This window comes from Fibrisoma montanum, from assembly GCF_003583365.1.
GTDB lineage: Bacteria > Bacteroidota > Bacteroidia > Cytophagales > Spirosomataceae > Fibrisoma > Fibrisoma montanum.
In genome coordinates this window covers 107,770-126,202 of record NZ_QXED01000013.1, presented here as the reverse complement: position 1 = coordinate 126,202, position 18,433 = coordinate 107,770, and the positions used below count along the sequence as shown (strand labels likewise).

The window sequence follows — 18,433 nt, the reverse complement described above, 5'->3', positions numbered from 1 at the left end:
GTACCGCGCGTTCTTTGACCAGGTTCAACGGGCGTCGGGTTGCCATCCACGCGATCTGGACAAAGCGCTCTGGGCATTCGGCAAGTTCATCAAGCAGTACCCCAGCCTATTGCAGCAACGTACCGCCGTTGTCGCCTGAACGACACTGACTCACTGCTCCACCAGATAGCCGTCGTGTTTACGCAGGTACTGGAGAATCGCGGTTAGCTGCGCTTCGTCGGGGTAGACATACATCGGATTTACGCTGGCGTCCGCTACGGTAATCCCAGCCTCGTCGGCAATTTCTTTCAATACGTAGGGCTTATCGACGCCAAAAAACAGGACTTCGTTGATCGTACGCTCGCTGCCATCGGCCGGCTTCAATATCAGCTTTTTAGCCTGATTAACCGTTAATGATTTCATTTTCTTCTTGCAGATAAGGTGGCTCTGCCTATCCAAATAGGCAGAGCCACCTTATCTGCAAGTCTGCAACAGCAAGGCTCGCTTAGTCAATTAGTCGTTAACGCGCCGTTTTTATCCTCACAAATCCAGGGCCAGCTGCCCATTCGCGGAGGTCGTAACGGTGTCCAGGTTGGAGATCGAGACGCCCAGCAACCGAACGGGCTTGGGCAGGGGCAGTACCGTAGTAAGCAGGTCGGTGCTTACGTGGTGCAGCGCCGATCGGGTGTTGAGTATCGTGAGCGCCGTACGGCTGCGGGTAATCTGCTGGAAATCCGCGTATTTCACTTTGATTGTAACGGTGCGCCCATATACGCCGGTTCGTTCGCAGTAGGCCCACACATCGTCGATCAGCGGTTCCAGACCAGCCAGCAGCTCGGGCTCTTCGGTGAGGTCGTGGGCAAAGGTGTTTTCCGACCCCACCGACTTCCGGACGCGGTTGGCCGTTACGGGGCGGTCGTCGATGGCCCTGGCGATGGAGTAGTAGTGGTGACCAACCTTCCCAAAGTGCCGGATAAGGAACGCTTCGGTCTGCTGGCGCAGGTCCAGGCCCGTAAAAATGCCCAGTTGGTTCATCTTTTCGGCCGTGACGCGCCCCACGCCGTGAAACTGGCCCACGGTCAGTTGCTCCACAAAGGCCAGCCCCTGGTGCGGCTTGATCACAAACAGGCCGTCGGGTTTGCGGTAGTCGGAGGCCAGCTTCGCCAGAAACTTGTTGTACGACACCCCCGCCGAGGCTGTAAGCTGCGTTTCCTCCCGGATACGTTCCTTAATCGCCTGCGCGATCTGCGTAGCGGTCAGGTCGGCGTTGGTCCGCTCCGTTACGTCGAGGTAGGCTTCATCCAGCGAAAGCGGTTCGATCAGGTCCGTGTACTGGGCGAAAATGGCGCGGATCTGCGCTGATACGGCTTTGTACACCTCAAAGCGCGGTTTGACAAAGATCAGGTGCGGGCATTTGCGGATGGCTACCAGCGACGACATGGCGGAGCGCACGCCGTACTGACGGGCCTCGTAGCTGGCAGCCGCCACTACGCCCCGCTCCCGCGACCCACCCACGGCCACGGGCTTGCCCCGCAGGTCGGGGTTATCGCGCTGCTCTACGGATGCAAAGAAAGCATCCATGTCAACGTGGATAATTTTCCGATAGGGTGCTGTTTCCACTTCGCCAATCGCCTTAGTATACAACTGCAATATATACAACAAATCTGTAGTATAGAGAATGTAGCATTAAAGAAATGCCTGACAACGCTTTGGAAAGCCATGTGGCAGCCTATGCAGATATGTAAACTGGATCTAGTTAATATCAATCCGGTCCGGCGCACTACCCTGAAGTACCTGTAATCGTGTTACTAAACCCTTATCTATACACTGCACTTCTTAATATATACTTAATTATTTCACATCAGACTTTCTGTGCAGTAAGCCATAGTTTTGCGGCAAAATCTGGCGTTTATGCCAATCTGAAGGGTATCGAGTTTACTCAATCGAATGAAAAACAACGATAAAAAACAGGTCGGACGCCGGCGTTTCGTCGCGTCGATGAGCCTGCTTGGTGTAGCGGGGTTTGGTCCTGCCCCCCGGCTGGATGCTCAGCCAACACAGTCCGACGAATCATCTGTTCTGAAAGTCGGCCCCTACCTCCAGGCACCCCGTCCCAATTCAATCACCGTCCGCTGGATCACGACCGTTCCCTCCTACAGTTGGGTCGAATACGGCGAAACACCTGATCAATTAAACAAGAAAGCCCACCGGGTCAACGCCGGTCTGGTCGAAGCGAATACGACCATTCAGGCCATTACGCTCCAGAATCTCCAGCCCGGAAAGCAGTACGCCTACCGAATCTGTTCTAAAGCGTTAACGGGTTTTGATCCGTACAAGATTACCTACGGCGATACGTTCACCAGCGACGTCTATACATTTACGACGCCGAGCGTCGACGCCGAGCGGGTTCGGTTTGTGGTACTGAACGACATCCACGATCGCCCCGATTCATTCGCTCATTTGCTGCAACTACCGGAGTCGCCGGAAAACGATTATGTGTTCCTGAACGGCGATATGCTTGATTACCAGACCGATGAGGATCAGTTGGTCAATCACCTCCTCAAGCCCGTTACGTCGCTTTTCGCTACCCGGGTTCCTTTCATACTCTCGCGGGGTAATCACGAAACCCGGGGTAAATTTGCCCGCCAGCTGGTCAACTATTTCGACGGTCACGACCAACCGTTCTATTATTCATTCCGGCAGGGTCCCGTCTATGGCATCGTACTGGATTCGGGAGAGGACAAAGCCGACGATACGCCTGTGTACGCCGGTATCGTGGATTTCGACCAGTACCGGCTGGAACAGGCCGAGTGGCTGAAGCAGGAAGTTCGGAAGAAGGAGTTCCGGCAGGCTAAGTACCGGGTTGTTTTCAGTCATATTCCGCTTTTCTACTCCGGCGACTGGCACGGGCCCATGCACTGCCGTACGGTGTGGGGACCAATCCTGAACGATGCCAACATTGATCTGCTCATTTCGGGGCATACGCACAAGCACGGTATTCACCCGGCCGTCAAAGGGGAACATTCGTATCCAATCGTGATCGGTGGTGGCCCTCAGGCAGGTCGCCGAACCATCATCAGCGTCCAGGCCGATCAGACAGCGCTGACCGTAACGATGCTCAACGATACCGGCGCGGCAATCGGCAATCTGATTATATGAAGCCTGCGAGGCTTAACGATTTCATAATCGTATACCCCGACGTTCAACAACAACCAGCCTTAATTTTGTATATCAAATCAGTAGAGTTGTGTCTCCATGTTGACTACTCAGTAAAGTACCCAGGAGTCTCCTGCCCATAGCGGCCTGAAGGCCTTCAGGCTCGTGTTAAATCACCTTCAACGGATTTGTCTTATACCGCGCAGATACGTGGTAAGGGATCATTTTGTCTAATTTTTTAACTAAAACATGCTCAAACCTCTAAATGTAACAGCACTCCGACCGGCAAAGACAGGCGCCGGTCTGCTCGCCTGTACTCTGCTCGCGGCCTTTATGGGCACGTCAACTGACGCCGTTATGGCCAGTCCCGGTCGGCCCGCATTCCGTCAACTGGCCATCCAGGCCGTAACGGTGCGGGGTAAGGTAGTGTCTTCGGAGAACAATGAACCCCTGCCCGGCGTCAACGTGGTTGTCAAAGGCTCACAACGCGGAACCAATACCGACGCCAAAGGGCAGTTTGAACTCGCGGTACCCGACAACAAGGCCGTGCTGGTATTCAGCTTCGTCGGCTACACGGCTCAGGAGATTCCGGTGGGCAACCAGGCGCAGCTTGAGGTCGTTCTCAAGCCCGACGATAAAGCCCTGAGCGAAGTGGTTGTCGTCGGTTATGGTACTCAGAAAAAAGTAAACCTGACGGGTGCGGTATCGCAGGTACAGGCCAAAGATCTGGAAGACCGCCCCTTAAATAACCTGTCCCAGATTCTCCAGGGCACCGTTCCGAACCTGAACATTACCTTCGGTACCGGTCAGCCGGGCTCGGGAGGCAGCCTGAACGTTCGGGGCGAGACCTCGTTCAACGGGGGGGGGCCGCTGGTCCTCATCGACGGGGTGCCGGGCGATATCAACCGGATCAACCCGAACGACGTAGAATCCATCTCGGTGCTGAAAGATGCCGCGGCTTCGGCGATCTACGGGGCCCGGGGTGCGTTCGGCGTTGTGCTGGTTACGACCAAAACCGCCAAAAACGGCAAAACGACTATTGCCTATACCAATAACTTCGGCTGGTCGACGCCGACGGTAAGCACCGACTTCCTGACCAACGGCTACGAACACGCCCGGCTCAACGACGAAGCGTTTCTGCGGGCAACCGGCAATACGTACACCCGGTACAGCGAAGAAGATTACAAAGAACTGGAAGCGCGACGGTACGATAAAACGGAACATCCCGACCGCCCCTGGACGGTCGTTAAAACGGTCAACGGCAAAGAAATCTACAACTACTACGGTAACCACGACTGGTGGAACACGCTGTTTAACATGACCCAGCCATCCCGCCAGCATAACCTGAATCTTTCCGGCGGCACCGATAAGGTCAACTATTACCTGTCGGGGTCGCTTTATGAGAAGGATGGGATCATGCGGATCAATACGGATAAGTTTACCCAATACACCCTGCGGAGCAAGATCAACGCCCAGTTGACGCCCTGGCTCAAGATCAGCAACAACACGCAGTACTTTGACTCCAAATACAAGTACCCCGGCCTGGAAGGCGGTGCCAACGCCAATTTCGTTGCCATTACCGTTCACGCCCTGCCGGCTTATGCGCCCCGCAACCCGGACGGCACCGCTACGTACAACACGCTGAAGAACAACTACTCCATCGGCGATGGGCTGTTTGCCAACCTGCTCAAAGGCGTAGCGGGTGGCGAAAAGAAGGTACACGAGCTAACCACGATCAACTCCGCGACGATTGATTTTACCAAAAACTGGAATCTGGTTGCCAACTATTCGTTCTCGTTCTACATCGCCGACGACTGGTACCGGTCGGCCGTTGCGCAGTACTCGATTCAGCCCGGCATCCTGACCACGGTGCCTAACTACAACACGGACCAGTACCGGCAGACGATGTGGTTCGACCCCATGCACGCCACCAACGTCTATACGTCGTTTAACCAGACATTCGGCAAACACTATCTGGGCGTTACGGCGGGGATCAACTACGAGTCGAAGAAGCACCAGCGGCTGTTCGGTGCCCGGAAGAATCTGCTGTCCGAGAGCCTGAACGACCTGAATCTGGGTACCGGCGAACAACTCTCGTCCGGTGATTCCTACCAGTACTCCCTGTTTGGGGCCTTCTTCCGCCTGAACTACGACTACGAAGGTCGGTACCTGCTGGAAGTAAACGGCCGGTACGACGGTACGTCGCGCTTCGGGGCCGGACGCCGATATGGTCTCTTCCCATCGGTATCGGCGGGCTGGCGTGTCAGCGAGGAGTCATTTTTTACGCCCCTCCGCAGCGTCGTGAACAACCTCAAAATACGGGCCTCGTATGGTACGCTGGGGAACCAGCTGCCCTCAAACACGAGTTCGGCCAGCTTTTACCCGTATATCCCCATCATGCCCACGGCCCAATCGAGCTGGATCAACAACGGGCAGAAACTGTACTACGTCGACAGCCCCAACCCCATTTCACCTAACCTGACCTGGGAGAAAGCCACTACCACGAACCTGGGTCTGGACGTGGATCTGCTGAAAAGCCGGCTGAATCTGGCGTTCGACGTCTACACCCGCAAAACTACGGATATGCTCGTGCCGGGGCAGGTGCTGCCGGCCGTGTACGGTGCAGCGGTGCCCACCCAGAACGCGGGCGACCTGAAAACCACCGGTTTTGAACTGGCGATCGGCTGGCGGGACCAGGTGAAGGTGGCCGGCAAACCGCTCTCCTACAATGCCTCGTTTATTGTGTCCGACTCGAAATCAACCGTAACCAAGTACGACAATCCGAACAAGATTCTGTCGAGCCGCTACGAGGGGCAGACCATTGGTGAAATCTGGGGCTACTCGATCGATGGTGTCTTCCAGACCAACGAAGAAGCACAGATCTACCCCGTCGACCAGACGGTTGTGAACCGGCAGCGGCTGAACGCCCCCGGCGACTGGAGCAAGCTGCAGGCCGGTGACCTGAAATTCATTGACCTCGACGGCAACGGCAAGATCGATCAGGGTGCCAATACGCTGGCCGACCACGGCGACCTGCGCATCATTGGTAACAGCCGCGCCCGCTACCGCTACGGCATTAACCTCGGCGCATCCTGGAACGGCTTCGACCTGTCGGTACTGGCCCAGGGCATCTGGCGCAAACACTGGTATCCGGGCAACAACGCCGACAAGTTCTGGGGACCCTATTCGCGGCCGTACTACTCGTTTATCCCGGAAAATTTCGCAGACGACGTCTGGACGCCGGAGAACCCGAACGCCTATTTCCCGATTCTCCGCGGCTATACGGCCCTGAACAGCGGTGGCGATCTGCAGGCCGTTAACGACCGCTACCTGCAGAACGTAGGCTACCTGCGCCTGAAGAACGTAGTGATCGGCTACACCATCCCGCAGACGCTGACCCGGAAGATTCGGGTGCCGAGAGCACGGGTGTACGTGAGTGGCGAAAACCTGCTGACCTATACCCCACTGCGGACTAAATACATTGACCCGGAGCAACTGGATGGCGATGCCACCAACGGGCGGACGTACCCCCTATCGAAAACTGTTTCCGCCGGGCTTACTGTCACGTTCTAATCCAACTTCAAGCTAGCTTTTGACATGAAAAAAATAATCTGTTGCCTGGCCGTAGCCCTCGGGCTGACGTCATGCGATCTGAATCTGGTCCCGCAGGACGCCATTTCGCCGGAAACCTTTTTCAAAACCGAAAACGACCTGCTGCTGTACACCAATTCGTTTTACAGTGCCCTGCCTTCGGCTGAGGATGTATACAACGAAGACGTAGACAACGTTGTCAAAACCAGTCTGCGCGACGAACTGCAGGGCACCCGCGTTGTACCGACCAGCGGGGGCGGCTGGAGCTGGGGAACGCTACGTAACATCAACTATTTCCTGGCCAATTCCGGAAAGTGTCCCGACGCCAGGGCCGTTGCCAGATACAATGGTCTGGCCCGCTTCTTCCGCGCCTACTTCTACTTCGGTATGGTCAAGCGGTTCGGGGATGTACCCTGGTATTCGCACGTAATCGAGGTGACGGATCAGGAGATGCTGACCAAAGCCCGCGACCCGCGGACGATGGTGATGGATTCCGTAATGGCCGACCTCAACTACGCCATCGCTAACCTGGACGGCTCCCGGCAAGTCAGTACCGTTACCAAATGGACCGCCTTAGCCCTCAAATCGCGGCTGGCCCTCTACGAAGGTACCTTCCGCAAATACCATCCCGAGTTTAGTCTGCCCAACGCAGATAAGTTTCTGGATGAGAGCATCGCGGCTTCGGAAGAACTGATGAAAAGCAGCGGCTACACGATCTACAAAGCGACCCCGTCGACGGCCTATCAACGGCTGTTTTCGTCCGACAACGCCATTGCCGAGGAGGTGATTCTGGCACGGGACTTCAGTGACGAACTGCAGGTTTACCACAACCTGAACTACTACACGATGACGGCTTCGTACGGCCGGCCCGGTCTGGAGAAAAAGCTGGTGAACAGCTACCTGATGGCCGATGGTTCGCGCTTTACCGACATCAAGGGCTACGAAACCATGCAGTTTGCCGAAGAAGTCAAGAACCGCGATCCTCGCCTGGCGCAGACGATCCGGACGCCGGGCTACACTCGGATCGGCGAAAACGCCCAGCTCGTACCCGAGTTTGGCGCTACGGTCACGGGCTATCAGCTTATCAAATTCGTGTCGGCCCCCAAGTGGGATACGTTCAACAAGGACATCACCGACATGCCTATTTTCCGGTACGCCGAAGTGCTGCTGAATTTTGCGGAGGCCAAAGCCGAGCGCGGCACGCTGACTCAGGCGGATCTGGATCGTTCGATCAAACTGATCCGCGACCGGGTGGGTATGCCGACCATCAATCTGGCCGCTGCCAATGCGAACCCTGACCCGTATCAGGCGCAGATGTACACCCAGTTGAGAGGAGCCAATACCGGCGTTATCCTGGAGATTCGGCGGGAACGGCGTATCGAGCTGGTGATGGAAAACTTCTTCCGCTGGGACGACATCATCCGCTGGAAAGAAGGCCAACTGCTGACCAAACAATTCAAGGGTATGTACTTTCCGGGGCCGGGCAGCTTCGATCTGGACGGCAACGGCAAGGTTGATCTGGTGCTCTACGAAGGCAACAAACCAACGGTACCGGGTGCGCAGATCCTTAAACTGGGTAGTGAAATTGTACTCGAAAACGGCAACAAAGGCGGCAACATTGTCGTGAACGGACACATTACCAAGAAGTTCAACGAAGCCCGGGATTACCTGTATCCGATCCCGCGGCAGGAGCGCCTGCTGAACCCTAAGCTGACCCAGAACCCAAACTGGGAGTAAGTGAAGAGGCCATTCTGGACAATGCCGAAACCGGTTGCCCGTCAAGTAAGGGCAACCGGTTTCGGTGTTATATTCGCTCGTTGTCAACCACGTTACCAACTTATTCTCAGTGCTTCTTGTCAAACCCGTGAAAAAGCTTCTATCAATTTTAGTACTGTTTATCTCCACAGCTGCCCTGGCGCTCGATACCCCTGCCCCTCCGGCTAAACGCGCCCGGAAGCTGACCGTAATGACCTACAACATCCATCACTGCAATCCACCCTCGGCAGGCACGACCATCGACGTAGCGGCCATTGCCCGCGTCATCACCAACGAAAAACCCGATCTGGTAGCCCTGCAGGAAGTTGATGTTAACACGGAGCGCTCCGGCAACGGCCTGAATCAGGCCCGGGAATTGGCCCGGCAGACCGGTATGCGGTTCTTTTTCGCCAAAGCGATCGACCACCAGGGGGGTGATTACGGCGTAGCGATTCTCTCCCGCTTTCCAATTATCGACTCAACCCGGCTCATTCTACCCGTTGACCCGGCCGTTGGTGGCGAAACCCGGACGATTGCGGCCATTACGGTAGAAATCGCGAGAGGGAAACGTATTATCTTCGCCAGTACGCACCTGGATCTGAAGGAGCAAAACCGGCTTACCCAGGCCGACCAGATCATCAATCTGTTCAAAGGTTCCAACCTGCCCGTAATCCTGGGTGGCGATTTTAATGCTCTATCCAGCAGTCGGGTAATCCAGTTGCTGGACCAGCATTTTGTGCGCAGTTGTCAGGACTGCCAACCGACCATTCCCGTTCGCAACCCGAACCGCGCCATTGATTTCATTATGTTCAAACCGGCCAGTGCCGTGAAACCCATTGCAACACGGGTGATAGACGAACAGTACGCGTCGGATCACCTGCCTGTTGTGGCGGAGCTTGACGTGTTGTAACGCAGTCGCCGGTGGTTTTCAATGTTTCAGAGCAGTATTTACCGGGCAGTTCCCCGGACCGGTGCGTCGGATCGGTTCGGGGAACTGCTGACCCGAAAGGACGTAGCAGTAACCGCCAAACCAACCACCCGGAACCTCCAGCCGGGTCATTCGCGCCCAAAGCCATCTGGTGACTCTGACGCGTGTCTTGCCGGGTCTACGGCTGATGGGCCAGAATAATCCCGTTCCGACGTACAATGAAGCCGTGGCTGGTAACCCCCGTTATTGTATTGACCTCATAAACCACGGATTCTCCGTTCTCTTCGACCGTGAACGAATGCGGAGTCAGATACATAAAGCTTCGTTTCTGCGACACCACGGTATCATTGTACATGATCTCTTCGTTGCCGTTCCAGCTACTGGTGTCAATTTTGATAGTGTGTTCGCCGACAGGTACGGTAAAGTTGGCCATAGATATAGTGGTTTACCTTGCTACATGAGTAAATGGAAGCCTCAAGATACATACGCTTTCAACGGCTTCTGTACGGCCGGCGGCCTATTTTTACTGAAACGGAACACGATCTGATGCAGAAAGTGATAATTATTTACATTCATCTTTATATCAATAACTTCCGACAGCTTACTAGTACTTAAGGTTCAGACGGGGTACGTTTCTTACTTATAACTCAGCTTTTCTTTCTTTTTTTGCGCTTCAAGTACAGCTTACCGATAGCTATGTTTTACGACTCTGATCTATTATTTGGCTGACTTTGATTAAACACAAGAAGGTGTATAAACATAAATAGAAAAAGAGGTAGTACTACCTCTTCTTGTTAAACACCATCATTCAAACGTTGTAAATTCTCAACATCCTCAATGTCTTTCGGCCTTCCTATTCTCTTCTTGTTTTCAATTAAGTCCTCAATGCCCATAAACGGGATGTCAACGCCCCCAGACCCGAAGACCTCTCGTCTGGATGTAGCTTGCCAAAATTTCGACGCTAAGTTTATTTCTGGCAGCAGATCAAGCGTATAATCATTAAACTCAAACCTAAAGAAAGCCTTGTCAAGATCGACAGATTGTTCGGCCTTATATTGTGTTACCTCTAGTCCAAGTTCCTCCAGTGCTTTCAGCACATTATAGTAATTGGTGTAGGTTTTCCTGTACCAAAAATCTAAATCGGGCTTCTCTACGACCGCACCATCTACCGTTTTTGTATGTCTGTAATACCCATGAAGCGCCATGGCAGTACCGCCAATCAGCAGATATTCCACCGAATTACGATTGAATGTATCGCAAATCCGACGAATAATATTAACAAAGTACATATACGGCGTCTCTGTTTACGGGCGCGTCGTTTCCTTTGAAGTCTTCGACCTTAGATATTCTTCTCTTAAAAAGCTAAGCGACTGCTGAAAATCATGATGCCGCTCCATTGACTCAACAGAAGCTGGGTTAATTGGCTTGGCGCTGGCTTTCAAGTCCTGTATATTGCTGTAGCGTGTTAGCTTTTTCATACTATATTTTGTGCCGTGATCTAAGTTACAATTATATTCCATACGAAACATTAACAAAGCGCCAAAAGATACCCCATGTTGTGTAGTTTACACCTCAATTACTAGACGGTCTGAACAAAGCCACCAACCGACCGGCCGAATAATGGCAAGAATCTCTTCTTGACAAGAAAAACTCTGATACGGTCTTTCAGGGCTTTGTGTGAATTTTACCGACAAGATCAAACGTGTTCTTCAGTGCGTTTACTTTCCGATACAGAACCGGCTGAATATTGAATCCAGCAGGTCATCGGTTGTGATCTCCCCCGTCAGCTCGCCCAGGTGCCGCAGAGCCTGACGTAAGTCCATCGCCAGCCAGTCGGCGGAGACCCCCGCGTCGAGGCCGCCGATCGCGTGAGCCAGGGCGTCGTCGGTGCCGGTCAGGTGTTCGAGATGGCGGGCGTTGGTCACCACGGCGCTGCCGGTTTGCACCGATGCGTCCGTACGTACCCGCGCCGACAGGGCGGCTGTCAGTTCATCAATCCGGGCGTCTCTGGCCGATATCCACACAACCGGCTCAGCCGCCACCTCGTTCAGCGTCTGGCGTTTGGCGTCCGGCGTAGCGTCGGCTTTGTTGCCAACCAGCAGATACGGCTTACCCGATTCGCGCACCTCCCGAACAGCGTCGCGGAGTTCGTCGGGGGTGATGTTCACTCCATCGAACAGGTACACAACCAGGGCGGCATCCCGCATCTTTTGCTGCGTCCGCTCCACCCCAATCGCTTCGATGGTGTCGGTCGTCTGGCGCAGCCCGGCGGTGTCGATCAGCCGGAAGCGAATCCCGTCGATAAACAGCTCGTCTTCGATCACGTCGCGGGTTGTGCCGGGGATGTCCGAAACGATAGCTTTTTCCTCATTCAGCAGCGTGTTCAGCAGGGTCGATTTACCGGCATTGGGTTTGCCCACAATCACGGTCGGCACACCGTTTTTGATGGCGTTTCCGGTGGCAAATGAATCGATCAGCGGACGCAGCACACGCCGGATGTCCTGCATCAGGCTGCGTAGCTGGTCGCGTTTGGCAAACTCAACGTCTTCTTCACCGAAGTCCAGTTCCAGCTCGACCAGGGCTACGAAATCGATCAGTTGCTGACGCAGGGCCTTGAGCTGCTTCGAAAAGCCACCCCGGAGCTGCGTCAGAGCGGCCCGGTGGCTGGCTTCGGAATCGGAGGCAATCAGATCGGCCACGGCTTCGGCCTGCACCAGATCAAACTGCCCGTTCAGAAAGGCCCGCTGCGTGAACTCACCCGGCCGGGCCAGCCGAACGCCTTCCTGCGTCAGCCGGGTCAGAATCTGGCGGATGATAAACTCGGAGCCGTGGCACGAAATCTCGGCTACATCTTCTTTGGTAAATGAGCGGGGCGCACGAAAAACCGTAACCAGCACTTCATCAATGATGGCGCCATCGGCAGCACGTAACGTACCGAAATGGGCCGTGTGGCTCGGCTGCTCCGTCAGGTCTTTGCCTCTGAAAATCTGGTTGGTCACTTCAATGGCCCCTTCGCCGGAAACCCGGATAACGGCAATTGCGCCAATCCCGGGGGCCGTGGCCAAAGCCGCAATCGGCTCTAATTGTAGACTGTTCATGTACCTCGTTGCGTTCTCAGCGTACTCTGCGTTTACAGTTCGCTCAAACGCAGAGTACGCCGAGTAGTTACGCAGAGACCACGGAGGGTTTTGTTGGAATGAGTTCTGGAAAAATCGGCAATGCATTTACCAGTGTAATCAGCCGTTTTTCGACCGGTACGTCTGGGATACCAAGCATGGTAGCATACTCGTCGCCGAGGAAGAAACGCATTTGAGCCGCTGCGAGGTTCCGCACCGACTCCGGCCGCGATCCGGCCGAGTTGCTGGTCACAACCTCACTGATCGCGTTGAGCAGCGATTTTGTCAGGCCCGCTCCTGCTTCCGACGCCGTAAAGTGCCGACGGGCAATGGCCCGTTCGAGATGATACGCTTCCCGCAGGTTTCGCGGCAGCAACTCCTCGGCCACGCCGTTTATGTACCCCACTACGTTGATGTGGTGCAGATACGCTTCTTCGTCGGCATCGCCGGCTCTAACCCCTATTTTTCGCAAACCACGGAGCACGACGTACGAAAACGCGCCGTTGGTCCCCGTCATGTCCTCCTGATTGATGGGGTGCCCCCAATCCATGTTCCAGCGACCACTGTGCAGTACAAACCAGCGCGAAGCCGCATGAATCAGGCGTATCTTCAGGATGTGTCGAATGGCCTGTCCGGTCGGCCATTGCTTTGGATCATTGACCGTAAACACCCATTCGCCGGTTTCGCGCAGCCGCCGGGCCGTATCGTTGCGGATTCGCTCCGTCAGCCATAACACCTGGGCCCCGTCGGCACCGAGATAGCAGTACGGTAATGAATACAGGCCAAGCGTGAGGCCAATCGCCCCGGCATGTTTCTGAAAGAATGCCATGCCCCGCGCCATGAGCATCGGGTCAGCCCAGGCTGGCAACACGCCATACTGCGCAACGAATTGTTGCACCGGCTCGGGCTGCGCACTGGTGTCGACCGTACTGGTATCGGCCAGCCAGCGCATCAGCCTGGACAACGCTTCTTTTCCGCCCGTTTCGGTAACGGCCGCGATCACCGCGTCGGCCGGGGCATCGCCCTGCCGGCGGTATTGATTCAATAACGTATCGGGAAACGTACGGGTTGGTTTTACGGTGGTTTGCATAATGAAGCGGTCAGAGCATTGGGCGTTGGCTCTGTTTACATAACGGCGGGGACAACCAATTGGTTTGCCCCCGCTGCACTTCGCTCCGCTCACCGTTTAGCAATACGCTCAGCGTCGGCCCGCGGCCCGCTTTATCGCACAAACGCCAGCACGGCCCGGTTGAATTTATCGGTTTCCGTCACGAACGGCTCATGCCATGACTCGATAAAATCGACAGTTGTCACCGGTGCGTTGGTGAGTACCTCCCTGGTAGAACGTCCCACTTCCACCGGCACTACGCCGTCTTTAACGCCCCAGAACAACCCCACCGGTACCCGCACATTCTTCAACAGCGGTCCTTTTTCAAACAGGCGGCTTTCGACCTCACCGTAGTAATTGTAGGCCTTCCCGTGGGTGAACTGCGCCAGGGCCGTGTTCGGCGATGTGAACGCATAATCCAGCACAAATTTTTTGTCGGTATACAACGAGACCGGATTGCCGCCCAGCTTGTACATCCAGCGATAGATGCCCTGCCAGTCGATCGTCGCGGTATTTTCAGGGGTGACGGGGTGCGCCAGCAGATACTGTTCCGCTTCCGCGTTGGCTTGCTGGCGGGCTTCGCGCAAGGCCCACTCCCGTACGTAGTAGAGCCAGTTGTAATACGAGTACATTCCATTGACGGCTATCACCCCGGCCACGAGTTGCTGGTAATTTTCGGTGGTCAGAAACTGCCAGGCCAGTTCCACGCCAAAACTGTGCGCCAGCAGATAAATCTGTGCGTTCGGGTATTCCCGCTTCAGCAGTCTGACGACGTTAACCATATCCTCGCCGAACTGCGCATACCGGAGGGTCTGCTCTGCCACCTTACCCGTCGACGACCCGGCCACCCGCTGATCCCAGTAAGCGACCATTGTTTCGGGTTCGAGTCCCTTGAGGTAGTAGCGGTAACACATGGAGCAGTCGCCGGGCCCACCGTGAACAAACAGGATGATTTTATTCGACCGGGCATTGCCGCGCACCCAGATGGGCATGTTTGCGCCTTTATGCCGCAGCACCAGATTGGCTTCTTCTACCGGCTGGACATCGCGGTCGCTGCAGGCCACCACGGCCAGCAGCCAGCAAAAGGTCAGGAATCGGTATAGCGGTTTCATGATTTTTTGAGAGGAAGGTTAATGCCCGCTTCAAGACTGAAGCGCAGTAAGGAGGATGTATTGTAAGGGCGCTGCTGCATCAGATTCAGGCGGGTGTACCACATAAGCGGCATGGCACGTCGTACGGACAAATCCCTGCCGATCCCCACCGAAATGGTCGGCAAAAAAGCATCTCCCCCGGCCAATGGAACCCGTCGGAATTCACCAGTGTCGGCCACTTCGTAGGTAGTGGCGTCGAGAACGTAACGAAAGTAGGCGGGTGCAATGCCCACCTCGACCATTCCCCCGCGCCGGCCAATCCGACGGTACGCAAACTCCGGTGAGATAATCATTCCATAGTGGTTGGCGGGGTGCCGGTAGACGGCCAGTCCCGGCGCGAACAGAAAGGACTTGCGGGCCTGATTCCGTTGCGTTACGTAGCTGTGGAGCGTACGTTCGTAGGCGGCTTTGAGGCCATAGTGGGTCACGGTTTCGCCGTAGTACCCCACCCTCAACGCCTGCCCGCCGGCTATTGTCAGGCAACTGACAACCAGCGCGAGTGTAGTGATGATTCGGTGCATGGTAGTAGATGTTGTTTACGGCAACAAAACTACCTTGCTTGCACATAACTTACTATATTCTAATAAGTTATGCTTACTGAATCAGGAAAAACAACGGATGAATCAGGAAAAATACGGGTTGAATCAGGGGCTTTCTTCCAGCCATTTTTTGAAGTCAGGCGCTTTCTGCTGGCTCACAATGATGTCTCTGGGCATTGCCGGCCGAACTTCCACTTTCAGCTTTCCGTACGTATCGTTAAGGTACGAACTACAGGCTTTGCGGTTGATAATAAACTGGCGGTTGACGCGGAAGAACGCCTGTTCGGGCAGATCACGTGCCAGATCATCCAGCGAGTTGGCGACTACGTACTTCCCACCCGAAAACGTAGTCAGAAAAATGGTTGCCTCATCGATGTAAATGTAGGCAACGTCGTCGACCGACACCGGAACGTTGCGCAGGCCACTGTTGACGATGAGCGTTTTCCGGAAAGCAGGCTCTGGGGTTGGTGAAATACGTTCAGGGGAGGACGGCACGGGAACCGTCGCTTTCCGGTACAGGTAAAGCCCTACGTACAGCAGGTTCATCAATAATATAACCAGTACGCTGATCGGAAACTCATACACAGGATACGTCGACTCGGCGATGGGCTGCTTCACTACGTACTGAAAATACAGCATGGTCAGTAGCAGGGAAACGACCACCGGTCCGATAACGCCCAGCATCAACTGACTAAGAATCCGTTTGGCGGGCTTTGCGAACCAATCGTACCGGCCATCCAACCAGACCGTTATGGTGCGGACCACCAGCCAGACTGCTGCTGTAATCAGCGATGCCCCGATGATATCCCGCAGATAAGACGGCTGATTCCAAAGGGTAAAGACGCTTTCATCCAGACCAATGTTCACGAAAAAGTAGCCGCTCAGCAAACTCCCGGCCGTAATCAGCCATCGGTCGCGGTAGATACCTGTCATGGTGCAAACGGATAAGACAATGGCCTACATTCAGTTTCGCCACAATATAGCTATAGGCTGATTCGAAGTCCATCATACCCCAGCCGGATGTGGGGGGGCAGCGTGAGTTCGACTTCCCGGTGCAGGCCCAATTTATGACTGATGTGGGTAAAATACGTCCGTTCGGGCCTGATCCGTTCGGCCAGGGCCACGGCCTGCTCCAGCGTAAAGTGCGAAATATGCGGTTGCTGCTGAAGGGCATCCAGCACAAGCACCCGGGTACCCCATACCTTTTCCAGTTCCTGGTCGGAGATGTAATTCAGATCGGTGAGGTACGTAAAGTCGCCGATGCGGAAACCGAACACCGGCAGTTTGTGATGCATCACCTCGATGGGTATGATCTGAACGCCCAGCAAGTCAAACGGTGCATTGGCGATTTCGTGCATCCGGACGCGCGGCACGCCGGGGTATTTACGTTCGGCGAAGATGTATGCAAATTCGCGCTGCAACTGATCAAGCACCGATGCGCGGGCGTAGATCGGGATTTCCTGGCCGGACCGGAAGTTATACGCCCGGATTTCGTCGAGGCCGGCCGTGTGGTCTTTGTGTTCGTGCGTATAGACAACGGCGTCGACCTGTTTGAGGCCCAGACGCAGCACCTGCTGACGGAAATCAGGTCCCGTATCGATGATGAAGCTACGTCCTTCAACGGCAACGTGTACCGACGACCGAAGTCGTTTATCGCGGAAATCCACCGAACGGCACACCGCACACTCGCAGCCAATCAACGGCACGCCCGACGAGGTTCCGGTTCCCAGCAGAGTAATTATCATAATGAGTGAATGAGCGAATGAGTGAAAGAGCGAATAGTGCCGGACAAAGCATTCAACTCCGTTGCGGCACTCATTCGCTCATTCACTCATTCACTCACTACTTATCCGTCAGTTGGTTCACGACTTCAACGAGCCGGTCGAAGTTGAGGGGCTTTACGAGTACGTCGTTGAACCCTGCTGTTTTGAATTCCTCTTCGGTGTAGTTTTTGGCGTTACCGGTGATGGCAACGATAGGCACAGCAGCTTTTTGTTTATCCGACAATGCCCGTACGCGCCGAACACACTCCATGCCGTCCATTACCGGCATGTTGATGTCCAGCAGCAGAATGCTAAAATCCTCCTTGTCCAGAATCTGCATCACCTGTTCGCCATTTTTAACGGCGGTGATGTCATAGTTCTGAAACTCAAGAATTTTACGGGCCAGGTTTTGAATAACGGAACTATCTTCGGCAATCAAAACACGCTTGGAAGCTGACATAGGACTGTAAGAAGTTTGCAGTTTGCTGTTTAGAGCTTGGATTGAGACTGGTCAAAGATACGGGCAATGACCCAACTTCAAATGCTAAACTCGTTCGAGTGGTGAAATTAGCGATTTAAGTGTAAACCCAAAAAACTCTTCTAATCGGCCACTAACCCCTGTTTTAATGGCCCCGACCGGTGAGGAGCTGGTTTTGGAACAAAGGCACTTAGAATTTTACGAAACTTTTTGATTTGGTAACACGCTTAATCAATTTTTTTCTGTAGCTTTATATCTCTTGCTCCACTGATCATCTTGACTTTTAGCTCTGCTTTACACCGTTGATGCAGCCACCTGCTGCCGGCGGATTAACCTGGGTGTTACTGCGTTTCTGAACCGAGTATCCATTTGTTTATATCTTTCCTCACTTAGCCATGAAACTGACCGGACCCGAAGGCGTGTTCGAGCTGAATATTCTGGATTATGAGTACAGCGATTCGCCTTTTTTTCTAGACCGTAACTGGCTCATTGTTAGCCTGAGAACGCGACACAATGGCCGGGAATGCGTGCGTACGGCCCCGCTGCTGTCAACGTGGGAAATTGAGCTGCTTCTCAAGTGGATGCGTTCCGTTGCCAGCGAACGGGAACTGTCGCCAAAACTGACGTTTATAGAACCAGGTTTAGGGTTCAACAACGTATCCCGCCACAACAATCAGTATACCCTGCGGATCAAACTCAGCAACGAAGCCCAGCCAAACTGGCACGCCGACAATACCCCGTTCTGGATGCCCGTTACGCCGGACCACGATGAACTTGAGCACGCGATCGGCGACCTGGAGAATCAGTTACGCCAGTTTCCGGTACGTAACTGAACGAGCGGAAGGATGAATGATGCCCTCCCGGCCATC

16 protein-coding genes are annotated in these 18,433 nt (G+C 54.5%); 5 read left to right on the top strand and 11 right to left on the bottom strand.

All coding sequences use genetic code 11. The features are described 5' to 3' along the window. Positions 1-150: 150 nt before the first annotated feature. Complete coding sequence (locus tag DYU11_RS29810) at positions 151-402, bottom strand: hypothetical protein (RefSeq protein WP_119671398.1); 252 nt, start codon at positions 400-402, stop codon at positions 151-153. Between the two features lie 117 nt (positions 403-519). Beyond that, positions 520-1,599, bottom strand: a complete 1,080-nt coding sequence (gene dinB, locus DYU11_RS29805) for a DNA polymerase IV (RefSeq protein WP_119671413.1) — start codon at positions 1,597-1,599, stop codon at positions 520-522. A gap of 327 nt (positions 1,600-1,926) precedes the next feature. Here dinB and DYU11_RS29800 point away from each other — a divergent pair, with 327 nt between their 5' ends. From DYU11_RS29800 to DYU11_RS29785, 4 genes are all read left to right on the top strand, one after another. Then, positions 1,927-3,138, top strand: a complete 1,212-nt coding sequence (locus DYU11_RS29800; protein ID WP_229366116.1) for a purple acid phosphatase family protein — start codon at positions 1,927-1,929, stop codon at positions 3,136-3,138. A 246-nt stretch (positions 3,139-3,384) separates the two neighbouring features. Beyond that, the gene (locus DYU11_RS29795) at positions 3,385-6,708 is read left to right on the top strand and encodes a SusC/RagA family TonB-linked outer membrane protein (protein ID WP_119671397.1); all 3,324 of its coding nucleotides are present in this window, start codon (positions 3,385-3,387) and stop codon (positions 6,706-6,708) included. A 24-nt stretch (positions 6,709-6,732) separates the two neighbouring features. Continuing rightward, positions 6,733-8,463, top strand: coding sequence for a RagB/SusD family nutrient uptake outer membrane protein (locus DYU11_RS29790; protein WP_119671396.1), 1,731 nt, complete (start codon positions 6,733-6,735; stop codon positions 8,461-8,463). A gap of 127 nt (positions 8,464-8,590) precedes the next feature. After that, positions 8,591-9,391 (top strand): endonuclease/exonuclease/phosphatase family protein, encoded by an 801-nt coding sequence (locus DYU11_RS29785; RefSeq protein WP_229366115.1) that lies wholly within the window; start codon positions 8,591-8,593, stop codon positions 9,389-9,391. Between the two features lie 196 nt (positions 9,392-9,587). Here the strand turns inward: DYU11_RS29785 and DYU11_RS29780 are convergent, their stop codons facing one another. From DYU11_RS29780 to DYU11_RS29740, 9 genes are all read right to left on the bottom strand, one after another. Next, entirely contained in the window at positions 9,588-9,842 is a 255-nt protein-coding gene (locus DYU11_RS29780) for a hypothetical protein (protein ID WP_119671395.1), read from the bottom strand. Positions 9,843-10,203: 361 nt separating this feature from the next. Next, positions 10,204-10,644 carry a hypothetical protein gene (locus tag DYU11_RS29775; protein ID WP_158600394.1) on the bottom strand — a complete coding sequence of 147 codons (441 nt, stop codon included), beginning with the start codon at positions 10,642-10,644 and terminating at the stop codon, positions 10,204-10,206. Positions 10,645-11,127: 483 nt separating this feature from the next. Next, complete coding sequence (mnmE, locus tag DYU11_RS29770; RefSeq protein WP_119671393.1) at positions 11,128-12,507, bottom strand: tRNA uridine-5-carboxymethylaminomethyl(34) synthesis GTPase MnmE; 1,380 nt, start codon at positions 12,505-12,507, stop codon at positions 11,128-11,130. Between the two features lie 67 nt (positions 12,508-12,574). After that, a complete protein-coding gene (locus DYU11_RS29765) occupies positions 12,575-13,615 on the bottom strand; it encodes an oxygenase MpaB family protein (RefSeq protein ID WP_119671392.1) in 1,041 nt (346 codons plus the stop codon). Between the two features lie 131 nt (positions 13,616-13,746). Then, the gene (locus DYU11_RS29760; protein ID WP_119671391.1) at positions 13,747-14,745 is read right to left on the bottom strand and encodes an alpha/beta fold hydrolase; all 999 of its coding nucleotides are present in this window, start codon (positions 14,743-14,745) and stop codon (positions 13,747-13,749) included. Continuing rightward, a complete protein-coding gene (locus DYU11_RS29755) occupies positions 14,742-15,305 on the bottom strand; it encodes a hypothetical protein (protein WP_119671390.1) in 564 nt (187 codons plus the stop codon). Before DYU11_RS29755 ends, DYU11_RS29760 begins: the two co-directional genes overlap by 4 nt. 123 nt (positions 15,306-15,428) lie before the next feature. Beyond that, positions 15,429-16,256 (bottom strand): LytR/AlgR family response regulator transcription factor, encoded by an 828-nt coding sequence (locus DYU11_RS29750; protein ID WP_119671389.1) that lies wholly within the window; start codon positions 16,254-16,256, stop codon positions 15,429-15,431. 50 nt (positions 16,257-16,306) lie between these two features. Further along, positions 16,307-17,068 (bottom strand): MBL fold metallo-hydrolase, encoded by a 762-nt coding sequence (locus tag DYU11_RS29745; RefSeq protein ID WP_119671388.1) that lies wholly within the window; start codon positions 17,066-17,068, stop codon positions 16,307-16,309. 97 nt (positions 17,069-17,165) lie between these two features. Next, on the bottom strand, positions 17,166-17,546 hold the full coding sequence (locus DYU11_RS29740; protein WP_119671387.1) for a response regulator: 381 nt from the start codon (positions 17,544-17,546) through the stop codon (positions 17,166-17,168). A 413-nt stretch (positions 17,547-17,959) separates the two neighbouring features. On the opposite strand from DYU11_RS29740, the gene DYU11_RS29735 reads away from it, so the two are divergent. After that, on the top strand, positions 17,960-18,397 hold the full coding sequence (locus DYU11_RS29735) for a WapI family immunity protein (RefSeq protein ID WP_119671386.1): 438 nt from the start codon (positions 17,960-17,962) through the stop codon (positions 18,395-18,397). Positions 18,398-18,433 lie beyond the last annotated feature (36 nt).